Origin of the sequence: Mycobacterium gastri (assembly GCF_002102175.1) — a bacterium.
GTDB lineage: Bacteria > Actinomycetota > Actinomycetes > Mycobacteriales > Mycobacteriaceae > Mycobacterium > Mycobacterium gastri.
Map to the genome: position 1 here is coordinate 1 of NZ_LQOX01000082.1, position 18,113 is coordinate 18,113.

The following is an 18,113-nucleotide window of genomic DNA, read 5'->3' on the forward strand; positions in this document are numbered from 1 at the left end:
CGCCAGTACCGATCAACCCCGCCGCACCGCCGGCCCCGCCGGCCACCCCCGCGGTGGTGCTGGTCCCCCCGGTCCCGCCGTTGCCGAACAACAACCCACCATCCCCGCCGGCCTGTCCCGGCCCGCCGTTGGCGCCGTTGCCGATCAACGGGCGCCCCAGCAGCGTCTGGGCGGGCGCGTTGACCACGGCCAGTACCTGCTGCTCGAGGGCCTGCAAGGGCGAGGCGTTGGCGGCTTCGGCGGCCGCATAGGAGCCCGCACCGGCGGTCAAGGCCTGCACAAACTGGGCATGGAACCCCGCCGCTTGGGCGCTAAGCTTCTGATAGGTCTGCGCGTGCGCGCCAAACAGGGCCGCGATCGCCGCCGACACCTCGTCTGCGGCCGCGGCCACCACCACCGTGGTCGGGGCCGCCGCGGCGGCATTGGCCTCGCTGACCGCCGAACCAATGCTCGCCAAATCGTTCGCCGCCGCGGCGAGTATCTCCGGTGTTGCGATCACAAACGACACAATGCCGACCTTCCCTGACACGCCGGTAACTATTACCGAGGGAACGGGATTTGCCGGGAGAAAGTTCATGCTATCGCCAACCCGCGGCAGCCGACCCGCATTTCTGCACGCGGTGTCGAAGTGGCCCGCCGGGGTCGGTCCATCCCCCGGGATCGCAGTTGGCGGAGCCGACCTCCTTAAGTGAGCAGCGCACCGTTTGGCCGGTCCCGGCGCCCCATCGGTTTGGTTGCCGATCAGCGGACGTCACAGCGCCCGGGCGGTCGCGTCGATTAGGTTCAATAGTGCCTGAAAGGGCGCGGGATGGGCGGCCTCCGCGCCGGCCGACGCGATGGCCTTCGGCACTCAGGCGCGAATGAAATCGGTTGTGGCAGTGGCGAGCAGCTCCGGTGTGGCAATGACAAACGACGCGGTTTTACCCTCCGATTGCAGCGTGACTACACAGGCTGCCCGCCTTGCCGGGCAGAGGCGATGCTGGCGCCGTCGAGGTTTGCGTGTGGCTACTCCTCGATCGAGATCGCCTGCCGCGGGCACTGGCGCATCGCGTCGCGTACCAGCTCCTCGCTCTCGGGCGCCACCTTTGGCTGTAAGACGCTCACCATGTCGTCATCGCCGAGTTCGAACACCACCAGGACGGCGCCCATGCACACCGTTGCTTTCACGCAGGTCCTAGCCGACGCCGACCTTCCTCGCAGCACCTTTACCGGGAACGTTCTTCCAGCCCCAATCGTGATCCGCGCCGGTTCGAAGACCCGGCGATATTCGATCCGGGCCGCAAGAACGCGCGCCAGCATCTTTCGTTCGGGCGACGCACATCGGACATCCGGATCAACGCGCGTGAGCACGGTCCGGCGAATGACCGCCGCTACCAATATATTCCGACGCACATCCTGCGCGGCCTGACCGAACTGCACCTGGAGTTCACGCCGGCATGAAGGTCTGGGTAGACGACCAGTGCTGTCGAGGTCACGGCATGTGTCTGACGCTGTGCCCGGAGGTCTTCAGCCTGACCGACGATGGCTACTCGGTGGCCATAACTTCCGATGTGCCAACGGAATTGGAGGCCGCCGCCCGCGAAGCCATCGAAAGTTGCCCGCGATCACATGCGCCATGGTGCTGCCCTCCTGCGACACGGCAACTATTGCCGGTAGACGCGATTTGGTGGGTAACGCCGATAGTATCGCCCTCCACGTCAGGGCCGCGGCGTTTTAGTACACCGTGCCGTGCCCCACTCTCCTCCGGTGGCAAAGTGAGAACGCCGGACCACCTGCCTCGCCCGGCGGAGGCGATGCAGTCGAGCCATCACTCGGTGATCGAGATCGCCTGCCGGTGGCACTGGCGCACCGCGCCGCGCACCAGCTCCTCGTTCTCTGGCGCGACTTGTGGCTGTAAGACGGTCAGCATGTCGTCGTCGCCGAGCTCAAATGCCTCCGGGACGATTCCCATGCACACCCCGTTGCTTTCGCAGAGTTCCCAGTCGATGTCGACATTCCTCGCAGCGCCGCTACCGGTACGTTCTTCCGTCCCGCGACGTTTTGCATGTGGACGCGGTTGTAATTCTCCCAGTCCACCTGATAGCGGGGCATGCAGTCGAGCAGCTTCTCCAGGGCGATCGTGCTTTCCATGCGGGCCAGCGCTGCGCCCAGGCAGCCGTGAATCCCGTAGCCAAGGCTCAGGTTCAAGGCTTCGTGCCGGTCACGATCGACGTCGAAGTTGTCGGGGTCCGTCCAGGCATCGGGGTCGCGGTTGGCTGCGGCGTTGATCAGGAACACCGGCTTGATGGTCGGAATCGTAACGCCATGCAGTTCAACATCTTTGGTCCAACAACGAACGTGATATTGGGATGGCGCTTCGTAGCGCAGTAGCTCTTTGACGGCTGCGGAGATCTTGCTGCGGTCGTCGAGTAGCTTCTGCCATTGCTCGGCGAACTGCGCGAACACCACCGGAGCATCGCCGACCAGCTTTGTCACGGTCTCCGCGCCGGCACCGCCCAATAATGTTGCAAATCCTGCTATTTCGACGTCATCACGCGTCGTCTTTTCGCCATCTCTCGTTCGGGCGCGGGATCCACAGTTGCCCCGTGGCGCCGCTGGCGCGTGCCGAAACTCGGGTCGCCATCGAGCGGTTGCTCGATCGCACGTCGGACATCAGGATCAACGAGCGCGAGCATGGCCCGGCGAATGACCGCCGCTACCAATATGTTCCGACCTACATCCTGCGTGGCCTGACCGAGCTGCATCTGGAGTTCACGCCGGCATGAGGGTGTGGGTAGACGATCAGTGCTGCCGTGGCCACGGCATGTGCCTGACGCTGTGTCCGGAGGTGTTCAGCCTGACCGACGACGGCTACTCGGTGGCGATAACTTCTGATGTGCCAGCGGAACTGGAAGCGGCCGCCCGCGAAGCCATCGAATGTTGTCCGGAGCAGGCGATCAGCGAGCGATGACCGGCTAGCCGGGTAGGCCAGCTACCCCGGCGACACCGTCAGCGCCGGACTGGCCGGGCCCACCGGTGGCGCCGTTCGGGGTACCCGATCCGCCGGCGCCGCCCGCCCCGGGGTTTCCGCCGGCCCCGCCGGCGCCCGCGCTGCCGCCCGCGCCGGAAGCACCCGAGTTGCCGAACAGCCCGCCGGCGCCGCCGGCGCCGCCGCTTCCGCCGTCGCCACCGTCTCCACCGTTGCCGCCGTCTCCGCCGGCGCCCCCGTTGCCACCTACGCCCTGGAGGGAGTTGAAGCCAAATCCGCCGTTGCCCCCCGTCCCGCCGGGGCCGCCAACGTCGCCGGCGGCGCCGGCGCCGGCGTTTCCGCCAATGCCGCCCGTGCCGCCATCACCGAGCAGCAGCCCGCCACGACCACCCGTACCGCCCGCGCCGCCGCTGCCGCCGGTCCCCCCTGCAGCTCCGACACCGCCAGCCCCGCCGGTTCCACCGGCACCCCCGATTCCGGTGAAGCTGGAGCTGGGGGTGGAGCTGGTGCTGCCTTGGCCTCCGGTGCCGCCCGTGCCGCCGGAGGCGCCGGTGCCGCCGACCCCCCCGGTGCCGCCGGGACCCCCGAGGCCTTCAAAGAGGGCGTTGCCACCGGTGCCGCCCATGCCGCCCGGGGCTCCCGCGCCCCCGGCGCCGCCGTTGCCACCGGGGCCTCCGATGGTGCCCCTCTCAGGCGGATTCACAAAGTTAGAAGAGGCGGTGCCGCCCGTACCGCCCATGCCGCCCGCGGCGCCGACGCCGCCGTCACCTCCCGTGCCGCCGGCGCCGCCCATCACCGGGCTGGCGAAGCCGGTAGCCCCGCCCGCGCCGCCGTTGCCGCCGGTACCACCGGGTTGCCCGGTGCTGGCGGTGCTGACCCCGTTGGCGCCGGGCCCACCGGGTCCGCCATTGCCCGTCGTGTTAGCGGCGCCGGGGGTGCCGGCAGACGCCGGCGTGCCCGCAGGGAGCGGGCTGGGATTGACGCCCGGGGCACCGGATGCGCCCAGGCCGCCGTTGCCACCGGCCCCGCCCTGGCCCCAGAAGATGGCCGGCCCGCCGGCACCGCCTTCGCCGCCGTTGCCACCCGGGACGACGGCGTTGCCGCCGTTGCCGCCGGCGCCGCCGCTGCCATAGAAGAATCCACCGGAGCCGCCTTTGCCCCCGGCCGCCCCTGGCGCTCCTAGCCCACCGCTGCCGCCATTGCCCAACAATCCGGCAGCGCCGCCGTTGCCGCCGGCGAGATGCGCGCCGCCGCCGGACCCGCCATTACCGCCGTTGCCGATCAACAGCCCGCCGGGCCCGCCGTTTTGGCCGGTTCCCGGTATACCGTCAGTGCCGTTGCCGATCAGCGGACGCCCCAGCAGTGCTTGGGTGGGTGCATTGATCACGTTCAACAGCGTCTGCAGGGGTGTGACATTGGCCGCCTCCGCGCTGGCGTAGGCACTGCCCCCGGCGCCCAGGGCGCGGACGAATTGCTCATGGAACGCGGTCATCTGGGCGCTGACTGCCTGATAGCTCTGACCATGCGCACCGAACACCGCCGCGATTGCCGCCGATATCTCGTCGGCCGCTGCCACGGCCACGTTGGTGGTCTGGGGCCGCGGCGGCGTAGTTTCCGGCGCTGATCGCCGCCCCAATGCGTTCCAAATCCGTTGCGGTCGTGGCTAACAGGTCCGGGGCGGCGATGACAAATGGCATGGTCGTACTCTCCGATCGGCCGGGAAGAAGCCGATCGTATCGCCGTCCCGGTCAACGTATCGCCGTTTCGGGCGACTACTCCTCGATCGAAATCGCCTGCCGTGGGCACTGCCGCACCGCCTCGCGCACCAGCGCCTCGTTCTCGGGCGTGACCTCCGGCTGCAAGACGGTCAGCATGTCGTCGTCGCCGACCCGGAACACCTCCGGCGCGATGCCCATGCACACCGCGTTGCTCTCACACAGATCCCAATCGACTTCGATTCTCATTGCGGCCTCCTCACCGCAGCACCCGCACCGGCACGTTCTGCCAGCCGGCGACGTTTTGCATATGGACCCGGTTGCAATTCGCCCAGCCGACCTCGTAGCGAGGCATGAAGTCCAGCAGCTTCTCCAACGCGATCGCACTTTCCATCCGCGCCAGCGCCGCGCCCAGACAGCTGTGAATCCCGTACCCGAAGCCCAGATTAGTGGCTTCGTGCGGGTCGCGGTCGATGTCGAATCTGTCGGGATCCGTCCAGGCTTGCGGATCGCGGTTGGCGGCGCCGTTGATGAGGAACACCGGCTTGCCGGCCGGAATCGTGACGCCGTGCAGCTCGACATCTCTCATCGAACGACGGACCTGATACTGCGACGGCGCCTCATAGCGCAGCAATTCCTCGACGGCGGCGGGGATCTTACAGCGATCGTCGAGTAGCTTTTGCCACTGGTCGGGGAACCGGGCGAACACCACCGGGGCATTGCCGACCAGCTTGGTCACCGTCTCGGCCCCGGCACCGCCCAATAGTGTTGCAAAGCCAGCTATTTCGAGATCGTCGAGCTTGGTCAGCTGGCCATCTTCGCGTTCGATCTCGGCGTTGATCAACTTGGTGAACAGGTCATCTCGCGGTTCGGCGCGGCGTTGCTTGACCAGCTCGTAGTAGAGCATTGCCGTGTTGATGTTGGCCTGCATGCCCTTTTCGCCGACCTCCACCTGCCCGGGCTCGCGGTGTAACGACTCGTCGATCCAATGCCGCACCTGCTGGGCGTACTCCTCGGGTACGCCCAGCATGGTCGTGATCACTTCGACCGGGAACGGCGCGGAAAACTCTTGCACCGCGTCGAAGCCGTCGGGATCAACCGCACCCAGGTACTTGTCGATCTTGTCGATGACCGTCTGCCGCTGCGACTGGATGGCGCGCGGCGTGAAGACCTTGTTGAGCAGGCTGCGCATGTGGCGATGCTCGGGGGGATCCATGAAGATGATCGCCTTCTGCGGCGGTGGCTGCCCGGTTCGCACCATCGCGAGGTCGATCCCGTAGGCCGAGGAGTAGGTCTGGAAATCCTTGAGCCCCGCCGCCACGTCGGCGTGGCGGGTCAGCGCGTAGAAGTCGTACTCCTCGCTGTAGTAGACCGGTGTTTCTTCCTGCATCCGCCGGTAGGTGTCCCAGGCGCCGTTGAAGAACTCCTCGGAGAACGGATCGAAGACGACCTTCGATGTGGTCATGGCACACTCCTCGAGCACCGGGTCGTGGGCGGAATCGTTACGACTGAGCGTTCGACTGTAACGGTAACGGTAGCGGCTTCGGGGCGAGCGGGAAACATCAACCGGCCTCCTGATCGTCACTAGTCGAGGAGCGCACCCCGGCTGACCGAGTCACGCACTCCTGCACAAATGCAAAGACCTTGCGGTGATAGTCGGCGGCGGTGTGACCGAGACTGAGATTGTGCCCGGCATCGGTCGCCACCTCACTGACGAAATGTGGCGCGGCCGAGAACATGTCGGCGATTTCCGCCAAGGCTTGCGGGTCGGACCGAAAGACGTTGTCGTGGCAGCCCAGCGTGAACCGCACCGGGACCCGGACCGCAGGCGCCAGCGCGGGGAAGTCCCGGTGCGGCCAGTTCAGCGCCACGGTCCGCTCGTAGCGCGGAGCGGTCGCCGAGTTCGTGATTCCACCGATGATGTCGGCCGGATACAACCGCATCGGCTCCCACAACAGCTCGCGGACGCCGGGTGGACGGTCCTGCTGGGCGGCCGCCCGCATGACGTCCTTGGCGGCGGGGTGGTAGCGCCTTCCGGTGCCGCCCAGTTCGAGGCCGAGCAGCTCGGCGCCGCGCGGCGTGGCAGCCATCCGCAGCGCCAACTCGCAGCCGCCGGAATGGCCCATCAGGAACAGCCCCGCGCCGCGTGGGCGCTGCCCGAGGATGCGCTCCACGGCTCCGAAGGCAAGGGCGACGCGCTGCTGCGGACTTTGCACCGCCTCGGGATACGGCGCCGAGCTGCCGTGGCCGGGGCGGTCGAGTGCGATGACGGTGAAACCCAGTGTCGCGCCGAGCCGTAACAACGACAGCTGCGGGTGGCCGGGGCAGTCGAAATACGTCGACGTGGTGCCGCCGCCGTGCAGGGCCACCACGACCGCCCGGGGATCTGGGGCCTCGGCGGCCAGCCCCGACATCGGTACGCCGTCGACCATCACCACCCGCGGACGGACGCTGGCCCGGTTCATGCGTCGGTCCGCAACAGGAGCACACCGCTGGGCGTCAGGCCGCCGCTGCTGACCACGCCTACGCGGGCGCCGGCAACCTGGCGCGCGCCGGCTTCGCCGCGCAGCTGGCTGACGGCCTCGTGCAGCAGACCCATTCCGTGGGTACGGCCGTGCGAGAGCTGGCCGCCGTGCGTGTTCAACGGCAGCACACCGTCGCGGGCGATGTTCTTGCCGCCGTCCAGGAAATCTTTGGCTTCACCGATTCCGCAGAATCCCAGTGCCTCGATCCAGGACAGGCAATTCATGGTGAACCCGTCGTAGAGTTCGGCGACGTCGACGTCGCCGGGCCGCAGCGACGTCCGCGTCCACAGATGCGCCGCCTGGCCCAGGACCTGCGGCTCGTGGGTCAGCGTGCTCTGGTCCCAGTCGATGCGCTCGATGATCTGCGTCCCGACCGCTTCCACCAGCACCGGGGGCTTGGCCAGGTCGCGGGCGGCGTCGACGGCGGAGACGACGACGGCCACCGCGCCGTCGCACGGCACGTCGCAGTCGTAGAGACCGAACGGCGTGGTGATGGGCCGCGCATCGAGGTAGTCCGCCATCGTCATCGGCGACCGATAGACCGCGGTGGGGTTGAGTTCGGCGTTGGCGCGCTGGTTCAGCGCGATCCAGCCCAGCGTCTCTTTGGTGGTGCCGTAACGGTGAAAGTGCCGCTGCGCGTTGATCGCCAGGGTGTGCGCCGCCGAGGTGGCACCGAACGGGATCTGCCAGCTGGTGGTGCGGCCGTCGGGTGGGGCGATGCGGCCCCGCTTCATCAGCTCGGTGTAGGTGGCTTCCCACAGCGTCCGGAAACACAGCACGTGTCGAGCCAGGCCACCGGCCACGGCGAGCATCGCCGCGATCACCGACCCGCCGGGGCCGAAGGTTTCGATGCCGCCGTTGTGCCAGGTGGGCCGGATACCCAGCGCCGCCTCCAGCGCGGTCACCCCGCCTTCGCCGAACCCGCCGAGATTGCCGCCGCCGGGGTAGGTCGACAGGCCGTCGATGTCGGCGAAACTCAGCCCGGCATCGGCGATGGCGGCCTCGCAGGCATCGATCGTCAGCGACAGCGGTGTCACCATCAGCCGGCGCCCGATGGCCGACATGCCGATGCCGGTGAGGGCGACCTGGTCCTCGAACTTCGTCGTGGTCAGCACCGGACGGACGTGTTCGCCGAACCGCTGTGGCTCGATCTCGTCGGCCGGCAGGGCGGCCGGCTCTGCGGCGGTGGCCGGCCGGAACAGCGGTAGCCAGACATCCTCGACCTGCTCGAAGACCACCTCGACGGGCTGACCGAGCACCAGCCGATCCGGCTCGCACTCGACGATGTTGGTGGTCAGCCGGACGCGGGAGTCCTCGGTAATCGCCACCTGGGCGACCACATACGGCGCCGGCAGGCCGGGCAGGCTGAACCGATGATTGACCGTGAACCCGGCGAGCGTCGCCGTACCCGAAACGGCCCGCACCCCGATCTCGCGGGATCGGCAATAGCGACACACCGGTGCGGGCGGATGGATCAGCGCGTCGCAGGCCCGGCACTGCTGGAACCGCAGTTCGCCGTCCGCGCCTGAGGTCCAAAAGAATTCGTTCTCGTCGGTGATCTGGGGCAGCGGACGTCCCGGTGCTGCTGACACTTCACCTCCGCGGAGTGGACGGCCCGAAAGATGACTTGGTAGGCCCGTTATGCGAATACGAGAATTACGTTATCATCTTCGCGCCGTCGAAACTGCGCCCAGCACGCGATCTCGCCGCCGGAGCGTGATCTGTGCGCAGTCTCGATGCCGCCACCGCAGGCTCGGGCAGAAGTCAACGCGTGAATCCCCACTGCGCTTCGTTGGACTCGGTCTTGAGGTTCTCGGCGGGATCTTCCGGGCTGACGGCATACGGGTGAGCGACTTCCGGTGGGCGGTCGCCGATTTCGGTGATGGCGTGCACCGGGCAGTCCAGCAGTGCCCGCATGACCGCATCGCGGTCCTGCTCCCGCACGGTGCCGTCGCCGACCAGGCACGCGTATCCCCAGTCGTCGAGCGAGAAGTAGGCCGGGGCATGCTTGGCGCACACGCCGAAGCCGTCGCAGACGGTGCGGTCCAGACGGATTCTCATGGCTGCCTCACCGCTGTGGCTTGGTAGGGACGGTCGGCGTGAAACGCGCCGGCACTGCACTCCTGGCAGCGGCCGCTCAGATGGCGGGCCACCTCGTGGGGAAACTGGTCCAGCAGTGTCGCGGCAACGTTGGTGGCGGCGTCCAGCGTCGCGCAGGCGCCACGCCCGCGTAACACCACGGACCAGCGGCGCAGCCGGTCGAGATCCTCCTGTGTCGCGGCGGAGTCGCGCAGCGCTGCCGCGACGGCGGCCATGGCAGCCGTGCCGTTGAAACACGAACCGCACTGCCCGGCGTTCTCGCGGTCGAAGTAGGCCAGCACCGACGCCGCAACCGCGACCGGGCAGTCGTCGGTGATCACCGAGATCGCGCCGCAGCCCAAACCGCTGCCGGCGCGCCGCATCGTCTCGTGGTCCAGGGTGGTGTCCAGCACACCGCGGTTGAGCAAGCCGGCGAAGTAACCGCCCATCAGGGCTCCTCGCACCTGCTCGGACGAGACACCGTGCAGCGCAAGCAATTCGGTGAAACGCAAACCGTGCGGAAGTTCGTAGAGCACCGGTGGGCGGCTGGCTCCGGTGACGGTGGCCAGAAATGTCCCCGGCGATGACAGCGTGCCCTGTGCCCGAAATGCCGCCGACCCGCGGCGCTGCAGGTAGGGGAGATTGGCCAGGGTCTCGACGTTGCTCACCAGCGTGGGCCGGCCGCGGACGCCGACCTCGAATGGGCGCGGCGGTTTGTCGGTCGGCTTGGCCGGGCCACCGTTGATCGCGCGGACGGCCGCGGTCTCCTCCCCGGCGATGTATCCGGGTGGCACGGTCCACACGCTGATGTCGACACCGCCGAGGGCATCGGAGTCCAGTTCGGCGAGTGCGGTTTCGACGCTGCCGGCCGCGGCCGGGTCGGAGACATAGACGTAGGCGCGCCTGGCTCCGACGATCGCCGCGGCCAACCGCAGCCCGTCCAGCACCAGGTGCGGGCGGTAGCGCAGCAGCCAGCGGTCCTTGATCGAAGTGGGTTCTCCCTCTTCGCCGTTCGCAACGACGACGGCGCCGCCGGCGGCACGCCCGTTGCGCCGTACCGCACGCAACTTCACCCCCAGCGGAAACGCTGCCCCGCCGCGGCCGAGCAGTCCGGCGGATTCGATTTCGTGCAGCACGGTGTCCGCTTCGGTGAGTGGTTGGTAGCCGCCCTGCTCCCGATAAGCCGCGATGTTTTCGGGTTCGCGGTCGTTCCGCAGCAACCGGGGCGGACTGCCCGGCCAGGTTGCCGTCCTGAACATGGTGTCGGTGGCTTGCATCGATTACCCTGCTATCGCTCCGGTTACGCTTGCCCGTATGCGGACTGTGGTGATGCGGGTCAACGTCGACCCGGCCGGTGTGCTCACGTCTGAGCGGCTACGCGAGGGCATGGGCGCGCTCCGCGGGTTCATCGCCGACATCGGCGCCGAAATAGTCGACAACGACCTCGAGGCCAGGCCGTCCGGCCGCCGCGAGCTGGAACTGCTCATCACCTGCGACGGCGTCGAAGCGGCAAAACAAACGGCAATCGACTTGTGCGCCAAGGCCTTCGACACCACCCCAGTGGCCGGCGTGGTCACCTTCATCAGCAGGGGAACCGATGACGACGCCTATGGTGTGCTGTCTGCCTTCGGAGTCACCGGCGAGATCGTCCGCCAACACGATGATGATGGCTTCGACATCGTCTACGTGACCCTGCGCGAAGCCGACCTGGAGCGGGTCCCGGAAAGCCGGATCCATACGGCGCTCGAGGCGTCGCTGAACTGTGAGGTCCGCATCCGCACCAGGTGAACGCATCACGTGGCCAGGAATTCGAGGATCGCGGGCGCGGCCTGCACCCAGGTGTCAAACATGTTGAAGTGCTTCACTTTTCCCGCCGCTCGTGCTTCGGCCGCACGCTCCCACGCTTCCTCCGGCCAGGGCGGATCGATCAGCTGGGATCCTTTGATCAGGCAGCTGACCTCCAGCGAGGTGCGCTTGGGATGATCCCAGTCGTTCTCGCCGCCGCGGATGATCAGCGTGGGAACCTTGATGCGGCTAAACATTTCGTCATCGACGCCGGGGATCGTCTGTCCCGGCTTGGGTACGAACGCGTTGAGCCAGCGCAACATCACCGTGAGGAACTCTTCGGGGTCCAGATCGAGGAACCGCTGCTTGTTGGCCGGGTTCTGGTCGATGCGGTCACGCCACTCGGGTACCTTCAGCAGCCCCTCGATACCCGACCAGCGCACCGCCTGGATACTTGGCAGCACGTAGTAGGCGCCCAGCTGATACATGCCGTACACGCCGCCGACGATGTTCCATACCACCAGCTTTTCCACCAGCTCGGGATAGAGCATCGTGCTCAACATGGAATCCCGTGCCCCGCCGGAACCTCCGGCGATGATGCACCGATCGACCCCGAGCGCGCTCAGCACGCCGCGCAGGGTCTCGGCGCGCATGTGCGACTCGGTTTGACCGTAGAACTGCACATCGGAGGCTCCGCAATTCGGCCGGTCCCACAACAAGACCCGATAGCCGCCCTCGACCAGTGCCTCGGCCAGCGGACGCAGGCCGGGAATGTCCTTGCCGAATCGGCCGCCCGGCGTCAGAACAATGAGATCGCCTGACTGGCCGAGGGTTTCGTAGACGACGCTGCCGCCGTTCACCTCGATAGCGGGTGTCACGCCATCACCAGCACGTCTTTGCCGACGACACGGACCGGATAGGTGCGAATACTCCATTCCGGCTTGACCGCGGTGGTGCCGGTCGCCAGCTCGAAACCCCATTGATGCCACGGGCAGTAGATGTACTCCAAGTCCCGCACCATCACGGCGTCGCCGGGTGCGCTTTCGTCGACGACGGTGCGGCCCCGGGCGCGTCCCGAGCACAGCGGACCGCCTTGGTGCGGGCAGTAATTCGCGATGGCGTAGAAGGTGCCGTTGACGTTGTAGACACCGACGCCGTGCCGCCCGATCGGCACCAGTTTGTGGGTGCCCGGCGGGATCTCGTCCACCGTTGCGACGACGTGCTCGCGGCCCTGGGCGAGGCGAGGCCGGGGCCGGGTGGGTCGCCCCGTAGCTTCAGAGGTCAATTCAGAACACCCGGGTTTGACCTTCGAGGACCGGCACCGTCTCCGGCAGGTGGTAGGTCGCGATGCCGTTCTTGTACATCACCGCATCCCGGGCCGCTTTGGGCAAGTGCTTGACCAGCCAGCGCGGGTCGTCGAAAGTCCAGTGCGGGTAGTCCGAGGAGTAGAGCAGGATCTTGTCGCATTCCATCCATTCCAGCGCGCGAGCCAACTCGGTCTTGTCCTCCGGGTAGTCCAGCGGCTGGGTGGTGAACTTGATGTGTTCCTTGACGTATTCCGACGGCTTGCGCTTGATGTCCACCCGGGATTTGCGGGCCGCGTAGATCGCATCCATGCGCCACATCAGCGGCAGGATCCAGGTGAACGCATGCTCGACGAAGACGATCCGCAGGGTGGGGAACCGGTCGAAGACGCCGTCGAAGATCAGGCTCATCACCTGGTTTGCGGCCAGCAGCGAGTAGGTCACCATGAAGTCGTGGTTGTAGCTGGGAAACCCCACCGGCGGCGTCGGCAGCATCTCGTAGTTGCTGCGCGACAGGTGACAACTCACGGTGATGTCGTGCTTGGTTGCGGCCGCCCAGACGGGGTTGTACATCGGGTGGCCCCATGACGGCCGCGGCTCGGCCTTGATCAGCACCTGCGCCATGTACGGGTGTCCGGCCCATTCCTCGATCTCGCGGGCGGCTCCTTCGGGGTCCTCGACGGCCGCGCAGATCGAACCGCGCCAGCGCTGATGCCAGTTGTTGTGGCCGTCGAGCCAGTGATTGGCCTGCCAGTGATTGAGTGCCGTCGAATAGGCCTGGTGGGCTTCGGGTAAGCGTGGCGTCCGGCCGCCGGGCTCCAGGATCGCGATGTCGGAGCCGGCCTCCATGATCAGCTGACGAAAGGCCATATCCGGGTCGCTGCCGGGAAACTCGCCGTCGGGCGGGAAGGTGTCGACGCGCATCGCGAAGCTGTGGGCGTAGTCCGGGGCGTCGTAGTAGATCAGCTCGCCCACCCGGTGTTCGAGGAAGTACTTGCTGCGCCACGGCTCCGGGATGTACTGGCTGATCTCGCCGCGCTTGGGCACCGGGTGGACATCCGAGTCGACGCACCGGACGGCTATGCGCTCAGCGGCGGGAACACGTTCGTGCATGTGGGTCAGGGTCATCGTGATCTCCCTTGTTCTCTGTCCATTCTGCGACTATCCCGTTGCCAGGTCGACGGAAATCTCGATCCCGTAGAGGTCGGCGGCGTTGCGCCAGCACAACTTCTCGCGCTGTTCGGTCGACAGTGCGCTGGGCAGCTTCTTGACATCACCGCACTGCCAGTGCGGATAGCTGGAGCCGAACATCACCATGTTCTCCTTGCCGGTGAACGACAACCACTGCGCGGCGAAGTCGGCGTCACCGGGACCGTCGAGACCGCCCTGCACGAAGTACACGTGACCGGGCAGATAGTCGCTCGGTATCCGCGGCGCCCACGGCGTCTGTTCCAGGTGCGGCCGGCCGAACACGTCCATCCGCCAGATGAACGGCGTCACGAAGTCTGCCGCACCGTCGGCCCAGACGAACTTCAGCGTGGAAAAACGCTCGAACACTCCTTCGGCGATCATGTTCATCAGGTGATAGAGGTAGTTCAGCGCCATGAAGCCGACGTATTGCTCATAGGTGCGGGTGTGCCCGGAGGGCGTGGGCGGAAATCCGATACCTTCGCCGGATTCGATGTGGACCGCCACCGGCAGGTTCGCGTCGGCCGCGGCCTCCCACAGCGGCCAGAACTGCGGCTTGCCGTAGAGCTCCCGGGACTGCAGCGGCACGCCGATCTGGACCACGCGCGGGTGCTCACGCCACTTCGCGACTTCTCGTAGCGCGCCGGCGATGTCGTCGGGGTTGACCCGGATGGTACCGCGGAACTTCTCGCCGAGTTCGTCGTGGTCCAGCCAGCGCGACACCATCATCTCGTTGTGGGCGGCGTGCAGCGCGCTGCCGAGGTGCCGGTCGGGCATGATGCCGCGGCCCATCGGATGCAGGATCGCCACGTCGACACCGCGTCTGGAAAAGAGTTCGCCGGCAACCAGTTCCACGTTCGAACCCGGGTATTCCCGGTTCGGGCCCTCGGCGTACGGGGCGTACTCACCGCCGGGCGCGCCGTACCAGTCCATCTCGTAGTCGGGAAAGCCCCGGCTCTTGAACGGCTCACGCAGGAAGCTGCGCAGGTCTTTGTTGGACGGGAAGAAGATGTGCACGCTGGCATCGATGACTGGCGTGCGCGTTCCGTCAGCATGTTCGATCACGAAACCCACCCTCCGGCTCCGGCGACGACGAGCCCGGCCTAGGCATCTGATAGACAACCTAACATTTCGGTCGGTCGCCGATCAACGCCTTTCCGGTAAGCATTTCGATTAATCATCTGCCCTGCTACGCGGTAATATTGCCGGTCATATTGCCAGTATAGTTCTTCAATACGGATAATAGCATTCTCTCGTTTGTTGAAGTGCGTTCCGAGTGCGATCCGAACACAAGGAGCTCGCCTCCACCACAACCTCACTGTTCTCGATGCCCCGATGGGTGAGGGTGCTGATGTTGTATGAAATGCAATATGTATTTGAGCGAAATGATTGCCATCTACACGGCCGGGCCGTTGGCCGCTGTCCGGGTGCGTGGCCCGGGCTTCATAGGCAATTCATGATGTGGGTTGGCCGTCACCTGTGCGCCGGCAGTCTCAAACATCGGCACGTCGTACCCTCAGGCGTGCTATGCATCGAAATCGCTTCGGCCCCAGCCGTAACGCCGATGCCAGATTCAGTACAACCGCTGGTGTCGGCGGGGCCGGCGGGCAAGGTGGAGTCGGCGGTGATTCCGCCCAAATTACAGTAGCTACGCTGCTGATGCCGGTGGTTCTGGCGGGAGCGGCGGTACCGGCGGGAGTGGGGATGGCGGCAATGCCGGGCAAGGCGGGGTTGGCGGCGTAGGTGAAATCAACGGGAGCGATGGGGCCGGTAACACTGGTGGAACCCGTGGGGACGCGCGGAATTTCGGTAGCGGCGGTAACGGCGGAGATGGGACCGGCGGCGCTGCGGGCGGCGCCGGCGGCGCCGGCGGGCGACTGTTCGGCAACTCCGGATCGGATGGGTTGCACCCAGGATCGGGCCGAGACCCCCGGGTGCTTGCAGAATTCGGGGATGCCCCAGGCCGTTACCGCAGCTTCAAGGATCGCAAGAACTATGCGGGGACCAGTTCGATCACCCGGCAATCTGGGAGGATGCGGATCGTCGCGGCCGGCTACATTCACAACGATCGGCTCGTCGACGCTCTCCAGGGACAGGCCTCCTGCGCGATTCTGCACGACTCCGAAGTCCGCAGCTATTACGACCAGCTCCGCGCCTGCGGCACCAAGCACAACGCCGCTCTCCGCCAGGTCGCCAACCGGCTCGTCGGTATCCTCCACGGCTGCCTCAACGCCCGAACCCGATACGACCGGAACACGGCATGGCCCATCGACACACCGCCGCTGCTTGACAATCAACTTCCAGGGATGTCTTGGTTGAAATTGGTGCGCACCATCAATCGGTACATCGCGCGGTCACAACAGTCACATGCGTCGCTGCACCGGGCGACACCCGATGTGCCCGGCTCTTAGCGACAATCGCCTGACCTGCGGTGGTGTTCCCAAGTTGGCGGTGGCCGTTGGGGTTGGGAGGTGGCGTTGACCTGCAAAAACCGAGTTGTCGCGCGTAGGTGGGCAGGGCGACCATCGCCTCCGGCAGAGGCCAGTGTTGCCAATGCGACTAGAGAGCAATACAGACCAGCAGGGGCAGAACCCGGGTCAGATTGAGTTATGTTGCACGCCAACGTAGTTTGGAGTAGCCCGCGATTCGCTGTCGTCGCGTCCAGGTGCACCTGAGCGACCGGCCCGCCATGAAGACAAACTGGTCGCCACCGTGCGACCTGAACCCAACGAAAGCACCTGCACGGGCTGCGGGAGCCGGAAATACGTCGAGGTGCGCCAATCCGGCACACATCCTCGACCCGGGCCGGGCGCATCGACATCTTGCGTGAATCGGGCTTCATAGGCAATTCATGATGTGGGGGTTTGGCCGTCGCCGTACGCCGGCAATCTCGACATCGGCAGGTCCTCAAGCGTGCTATTCATCGAATCGCTTCGGCCCCAGCCGTATCGCCGATGCCGGCAGATTCAGCACGGACCGCTGGGAATGCCCCTGGCGGGAGTGGTTTCCTTGCTGGGCATCGCCTGCGGATAGGGCACCCGGTAGGGCGGGTTCAACCGAAAAGCACCGGCTACGGCTCCGACCCCGAGGCCGCACTGCGCCAGCTCCGGCAGCACCCGTCGGGGTTGGTTCAGCTTGGGCGGTGACGGGTTGGGTGGGACCGCGAAGTTGAAGCTCGACGTCATATCGCCGGTCACGCTTCGGCGCCAAGCGGTGAGGTTGGGCACCGGCACGCCGAACCGCTTCTCTATCAATCGAAGTTGGGAGGTGTGATCGAACACGTCGTGGACCATCAGCCCGCCGCGGCTGAACGGTGAAATAACCAGGCAGGGAACGCGAAAGCCCAAGCCGATCGGTCCGCGGATGCCGCCGGAACCGGCCACTCCGTCGATGTTGGGCACCGTCAGGTATTCGCCCGCGGTGCCCGGCGGCGCCGTCGGCGGCACGACGTGGTCGAAGAAGCCGCCGTTTTCGTCGTAGCTGACGATCAGCGCGGTCTTTTCCCACACCGCCGGATTGGACAACAAGATCCGTAGCGTGTCCGCGATCACCACGGCGCCGCCCGCGTCCGGCATCGCGGGATGTTCGGATACGAGAATATTCGGAACCAGCGAGGAGACCCGTGGCAGCCGGTTGGCTCTGACGTCGGCGGCAAAGTCCCACGGATAGCGGGGGGCGGCGCCGAAGCGAGGCAAATCCGACCGCGGGTCTGCGGCCTGTTTGAACCATCGCACGATCTCGCCGTAACCCACGTAAGTGTTGACCGCGGGTCCTAATGACTTGTCGCTGTACACCTTCCAACTGATGCCGGCATCGCTGAGGTTCTGCGGCATGATGCGCCAGCTGTACGCGCCGATCGGCGCGGTGTTGGCGGTCTCCACCGATGGTCCGCCGTCGGTGCCGGCGGGGTCGATCCAAGCGCTGAGCCAATACAGCCGGTTGGGAGAGGTCGGACCCAATACCGAGCAGAAGTAGTGATCGCAAACGGTGAAGGTGTCGGCCAGCAGGTAATGAATCGGGATGTCTCGACGAGTGTGGTAGCCCATTGCCGCCGGGGTGTTGGCCGGCGAGCGCGTCCGCGCTTGCGCCGGTAGCCAATTGTCGTTCGCGCCACCGTTCCATGACTGGTGCATCGTGATCCAATCATGGTCGGGGTCGTTGATGCACGCGCCGTTGAGCAAAGGTGCCCTGGTGCTGTCGAAACGAAACGGCATGGTGATACCGGAGGGGTCCAGCGACTGGGTCCGCGGGTCCCAGCCCTTTTGCTGAAACAGCGGCGAGGCGGTACCGAATCCGTGTGTATCAGAAAGCGTTCCAAAATAGTGATCGAAAGATCGGTTTTCTTGCATCAACAGCACGATGTGCTCGATGTCGCTCAAATGACCCGAGCACGGCCCGGCCCCGTAAGCCTTTTCGATCACCGGCCCGGCTAACGACATGAGAGAGGCGGCAGTGGTAGCAGCGGCGGCTTTAGCCAAGAACTCGCGGCGCGACATTGTGTCAACCGGGTTTTTGCCCATCACCACGGGTCCTTCCGCACAGTTGGGCG

19 protein-coding genes and 4 pseudogenes are annotated in these 18,113 nt (G+C 66.2%); 6 read left to right on the plus strand and 17 right to left on the minus strand.

Annotation, left to right across the window (positions count from 1 at the left end; genetic code table 11):
* A partial coding sequence (locus AWC07_RS08090) for a PE family protein (RefSeq protein WP_085105023.1) occupies window positions 1–508 on the minus strand: 508 nt, incomplete at its 3' end.
* 497 nt (window positions 509–1,005) lie between these two features.
* Window positions 1,006–1,203, minus strand: coding sequence for a ferredoxin (locus AWC07_RS28550; protein ID WP_425271229.1), 198 nt, complete (start codon window positions 1,201–1,203; stop codon window positions 1,006–1,008).
* 18 nt (window positions 1,204–1,221) lie between these two features.
* Between AWC07_RS28550 and AWC07_RS28555 the strand changes: the two are divergent.
* Together AWC07_RS28555 and AWC07_RS08105 are read left to right on the plus strand one after the other, a co-directional pair.
* Window positions 1,222–1,440, plus strand: a pseudogene (locus AWC07_RS28555) (cytochrome P450); the annotation flags it as partial.
* Window positions 1,437–1,601: pseudogene (locus tag AWC07_RS08105) on the plus strand (ferredoxin); the annotation flags it as partial. The pseudogenes AWC07_RS28555 and AWC07_RS08105, both read left to right, overlap by 4 nt.
* A 206-nt stretch (window positions 1,602–1,807) precedes the next feature.
* Here the strand turns inward: AWC07_RS08105 and AWC07_RS08110 are convergent.
* Together AWC07_RS08110 and AWC07_RS08115 are read right to left on the minus strand one after the other, a co-directional pair.
* Window positions 1,808–1,951 carry a ferredoxin gene (locus tag AWC07_RS08110; protein WP_051508018.1) on the minus strand — a complete coding sequence of 48 codons (144 nt, stop codon included), beginning with the start codon at window positions 1,949–1,951 and terminating at the stop codon, window positions 1,808–1,810.
* Between the two features lie 47 nt (window positions 1,952–1,998).
* A pseudogene (locus tag AWC07_RS08115) lies at window positions 1,999–2,553 on the minus strand (cytochrome P450); the annotation flags it as partial.
* On the opposite strand from AWC07_RS08115, the pseudogene AWC07_RS08120 reads away from it, so the two are divergent.
* Both AWC07_RS08120 and AWC07_RS08125 read left to right on the plus strand, forming a co-directional pair.
* Window positions 2,466–2,765, plus strand: a pseudogene (locus tag AWC07_RS08120) (cytochrome P450); the annotation flags it as partial. The pseudogenes AWC07_RS08115 and AWC07_RS08120 sit on opposite strands and share 88 nt — an antisense overlap.
* Window positions 2,762–2,950 (plus strand): ferredoxin, encoded by a 189-nt coding sequence (locus tag AWC07_RS08125; protein WP_036414193.1) that lies wholly within the window; start codon window positions 2,762–2,764, stop codon window positions 2,948–2,950. The pseudogene AWC07_RS08120 and the gene AWC07_RS08125, both read left to right, overlap by 4 nt.
* Window positions 2,951–2,954: 4 nt before the next feature.
* On the opposite strand, the gene AWC07_RS08130 is transcribed toward AWC07_RS08125, so the two are convergent.
* The 8 genes from AWC07_RS08130 to AWC07_RS08160 form a co-directional block, all read right to left on the minus strand.
* On the minus strand, window positions 2,955–4,550 hold the full coding sequence (locus AWC07_RS08130) for a PE family protein (protein WP_482805310.1): 1,596 nt from the start codon (window positions 4,548–4,550) through the stop codon (window positions 2,955–2,957).
* Window positions 4,444–4,665, minus strand: coding sequence for a PE family protein (locus AWC07_RS29720; protein WP_139829603.1), 222 nt, complete (start codon window positions 4,663–4,665; stop codon window positions 4,444–4,446). Before AWC07_RS29720 ends, AWC07_RS08130 begins: the two co-directional genes overlap by 107 nt.
* 75 nt (window positions 4,666–4,740) lie before the next feature.
* Window positions 4,741–4,932, minus strand: coding sequence for a ferredoxin (locus tag AWC07_RS08135; protein ID WP_036414195.1), 192 nt, complete (start codon window positions 4,930–4,932; stop codon window positions 4,741–4,743).
* A 10-nt stretch (window positions 4,933–4,942) separates the two neighbouring features.
* Window positions 4,943–6,148 (minus strand): cytochrome P450, encoded by a 1,206-nt coding sequence (locus tag AWC07_RS08140; protein WP_036414210.1) that lies wholly within the window; start codon window positions 6,146–6,148, stop codon window positions 4,943–4,945.
* A 97-nt stretch (window positions 6,149–6,245) separates the two neighbouring features.
* Window positions 6,246–7,148, minus strand: a complete 903-nt coding sequence (locus tag AWC07_RS08145) for an alpha/beta fold hydrolase (protein ID WP_051508019.1) — start codon at window positions 7,146–7,148, stop codon at window positions 6,246–6,248.
* Window positions 7,145–8,800, minus strand: a complete 1,656-nt coding sequence (locus tag AWC07_RS08150) for a thiolase C-terminal domain-containing protein (protein WP_036414198.1) — start codon at window positions 8,798–8,800, stop codon at window positions 7,145–7,147. Before AWC07_RS08150 ends, AWC07_RS08145 begins: the two co-directional genes overlap by 4 nt.
* Window positions 8,801–8,972: 172 nt before the next feature.
* The gene (locus tag AWC07_RS08155) at window positions 8,973–9,269 is read right to left on the minus strand and encodes a ferredoxin (RefSeq protein ID WP_036414200.1); all 297 of its coding nucleotides are present in this window, start codon (window positions 9,267–9,269) and stop codon (window positions 8,973–8,975) included.
* Entirely contained in the window at window positions 9,266–10,564 is a 1,299-nt protein-coding gene (locus AWC07_RS08160) for an NADH-ubiquinone oxidoreductase-F iron-sulfur binding region domain-containing protein (protein ID WP_036414203.1), read from the minus strand. The genes AWC07_RS08155 and AWC07_RS08160 overlap by 4 nt, the downstream gene beginning before the upstream one ends.
* Before the next feature lie 37 nt (window positions 10,565–10,601).
* Here AWC07_RS08160 and AWC07_RS08165 point away from each other — a divergent pair, with 37 nt between their 5' ends.
* Window positions 10,602–11,075, plus strand: a complete 474-nt coding sequence (locus AWC07_RS08165) for a hypothetical protein (protein WP_036417634.1) — start codon at window positions 10,602–10,604, stop codon at window positions 11,073–11,075.
* A 5-nt stretch (window positions 11,076–11,080) separates the two neighbouring features.
* On the opposite strand, the gene AWC07_RS08170 is transcribed toward AWC07_RS08165, so the two are convergent.
* Genes AWC07_RS08170 through AWC07_RS08185 form a run of 4 tightly spaced genes read right to left on the minus strand, consistent with a single transcriptional unit; the run spans window position 11,081 to window position 14,629 of the window.
* A complete protein-coding gene (locus AWC07_RS08170) occupies window positions 11,081–11,950 on the minus strand; it encodes an alpha/beta fold hydrolase (protein WP_036417630.1) in 870 nt (289 codons plus the stop codon).
* On the minus strand, window positions 11,947–12,357 hold the full coding sequence (locus AWC07_RS08175) for a Rieske (2Fe-2S) protein (RefSeq protein WP_036417628.1): 411 nt from the start codon (window positions 12,355–12,357) through the stop codon (window positions 11,947–11,949). Before AWC07_RS08175 ends, AWC07_RS08170 begins: the two co-directional genes overlap by 4 nt.
* A 1-nt stretch (window position 12,358) precedes the next feature.
* The gene (locus AWC07_RS08180) at window positions 12,359–13,504 is read right to left on the minus strand and encodes an amidohydrolase family protein (protein WP_036417627.1); all 1,146 of its coding nucleotides are present in this window, start codon (window positions 13,502–13,504) and stop codon (window positions 12,359–12,361) included.
* 33 nt (window positions 13,505–13,537) lie between these two features.
* Window positions 13,538–14,629: an amidohydrolase family protein gene (locus tag AWC07_RS08185; protein WP_036417632.1), complete on the minus strand. Its 1,092-nt coding sequence runs from the start codon at window positions 14,627–14,629 to the stop codon at window positions 13,538–13,540.
* A gap of 968 nt (window positions 14,630–15,597) precedes the next feature.
* Between AWC07_RS08185 and AWC07_RS28020 the strand changes: the two genes are divergently transcribed.
* Complete coding sequence (locus tag AWC07_RS28020) at window positions 15,598–15,975, plus strand: hypothetical protein (RefSeq protein ID WP_051508047.1); 378 nt, start codon at window positions 15,598–15,600, stop codon at window positions 15,973–15,975.
* 555 nt (window positions 15,976–16,530) lie between these two features.
* On the opposite strand, the gene AWC07_RS08195 is transcribed toward AWC07_RS28020, so the two are convergent.
* Complete coding sequence (locus AWC07_RS08195; protein ID WP_036414671.1) at window positions 16,531–18,084, minus strand: phospholipase C; 1,554 nt, start codon at window positions 18,082–18,084, stop codon at window positions 16,531–16,533.
* Window positions 18,085–18,113 lie beyond the last annotated feature (29 nt).

Bases quoted from the DNA above. Each gene is read 5' to 3' on its own strand.
- AWC07_RS08110 (WP_051508018.1), bottom strand. From the start codon at position 1,951: ATGGGAATCGTCCCGGAGGCATTTGAGCTCGGCGACGACGACATGCTG.
- AWC07_RS08125 (WP_036414193.1), top strand. From the start codon at position 2,762: ATGAGGGTGTGGGTAGACGATCAGTGCTGCCGTGGCCACGGCATGTGC.
- AWC07_RS29720 (WP_139829603.1), bottom strand. From the start codon at position 4,665: ATGCCATTTGTCATCGCCGCCCCGGACCTGTTAGCCACGACCGCAACG.
- AWC07_RS08135 (WP_036414195.1), bottom strand. From the start codon at position 4,932: ATGAGAATCGAAGTCGATTGGGATCTGTGTGAGAGCAACGCGGTGTGC.
- AWC07_RS08140 (WP_036414210.1), bottom strand. From the start codon at position 6,148: ATGACCACATCGAAGGTCGTCTTCGATCCGTTCTCCGAGGAGTTCTTC.
- AWC07_RS08145 (WP_051508019.1), bottom strand. From the start codon at position 7,148: ATGAACCGGGCCAGCGTCCGTCCGCGGGTGGTGATGGTCGACGGCGTA.
- AWC07_RS08155 (WP_036414200.1), bottom strand. From the start codon at position 9,269: ATGAGAATCCGTCTGGACCGCACCGTCTGCGACGGCTTCGGCGTGTGC.
- AWC07_RS08160 (WP_036414203.1), bottom strand. From the start codon at position 10,564: ATGCAAGCCACCGACACCATGTTCAGGACGGCAACCTGGCCGGGCAGT.
- AWC07_RS08165 (WP_036417634.1), top strand. From the start codon at position 10,602: ATGCGGACTGTGGTGATGCGGGTCAACGTCGACCCGGCCGGTGTGCTC.
- AWC07_RS08180 (WP_036417627.1), bottom strand. From the start codon at position 13,504: ATGACCCTGACCCACATGCACGAACGTGTTCCCGCCGCTGAGCGCATA.
- AWC07_RS28020 (WP_051508047.1), top strand. From the start codon at position 15,598: ATGCGGATCGTCGCGGCCGGCTACATTCACAACGATCGGCTCGTCGAC.
- AWC07_RS08195 (WP_036414671.1), bottom strand. From the start codon at position 18,084: ATGGGCAAAAACCCGGTTGACACAATGTCGCGCCGCGAGTTCTTGGCT.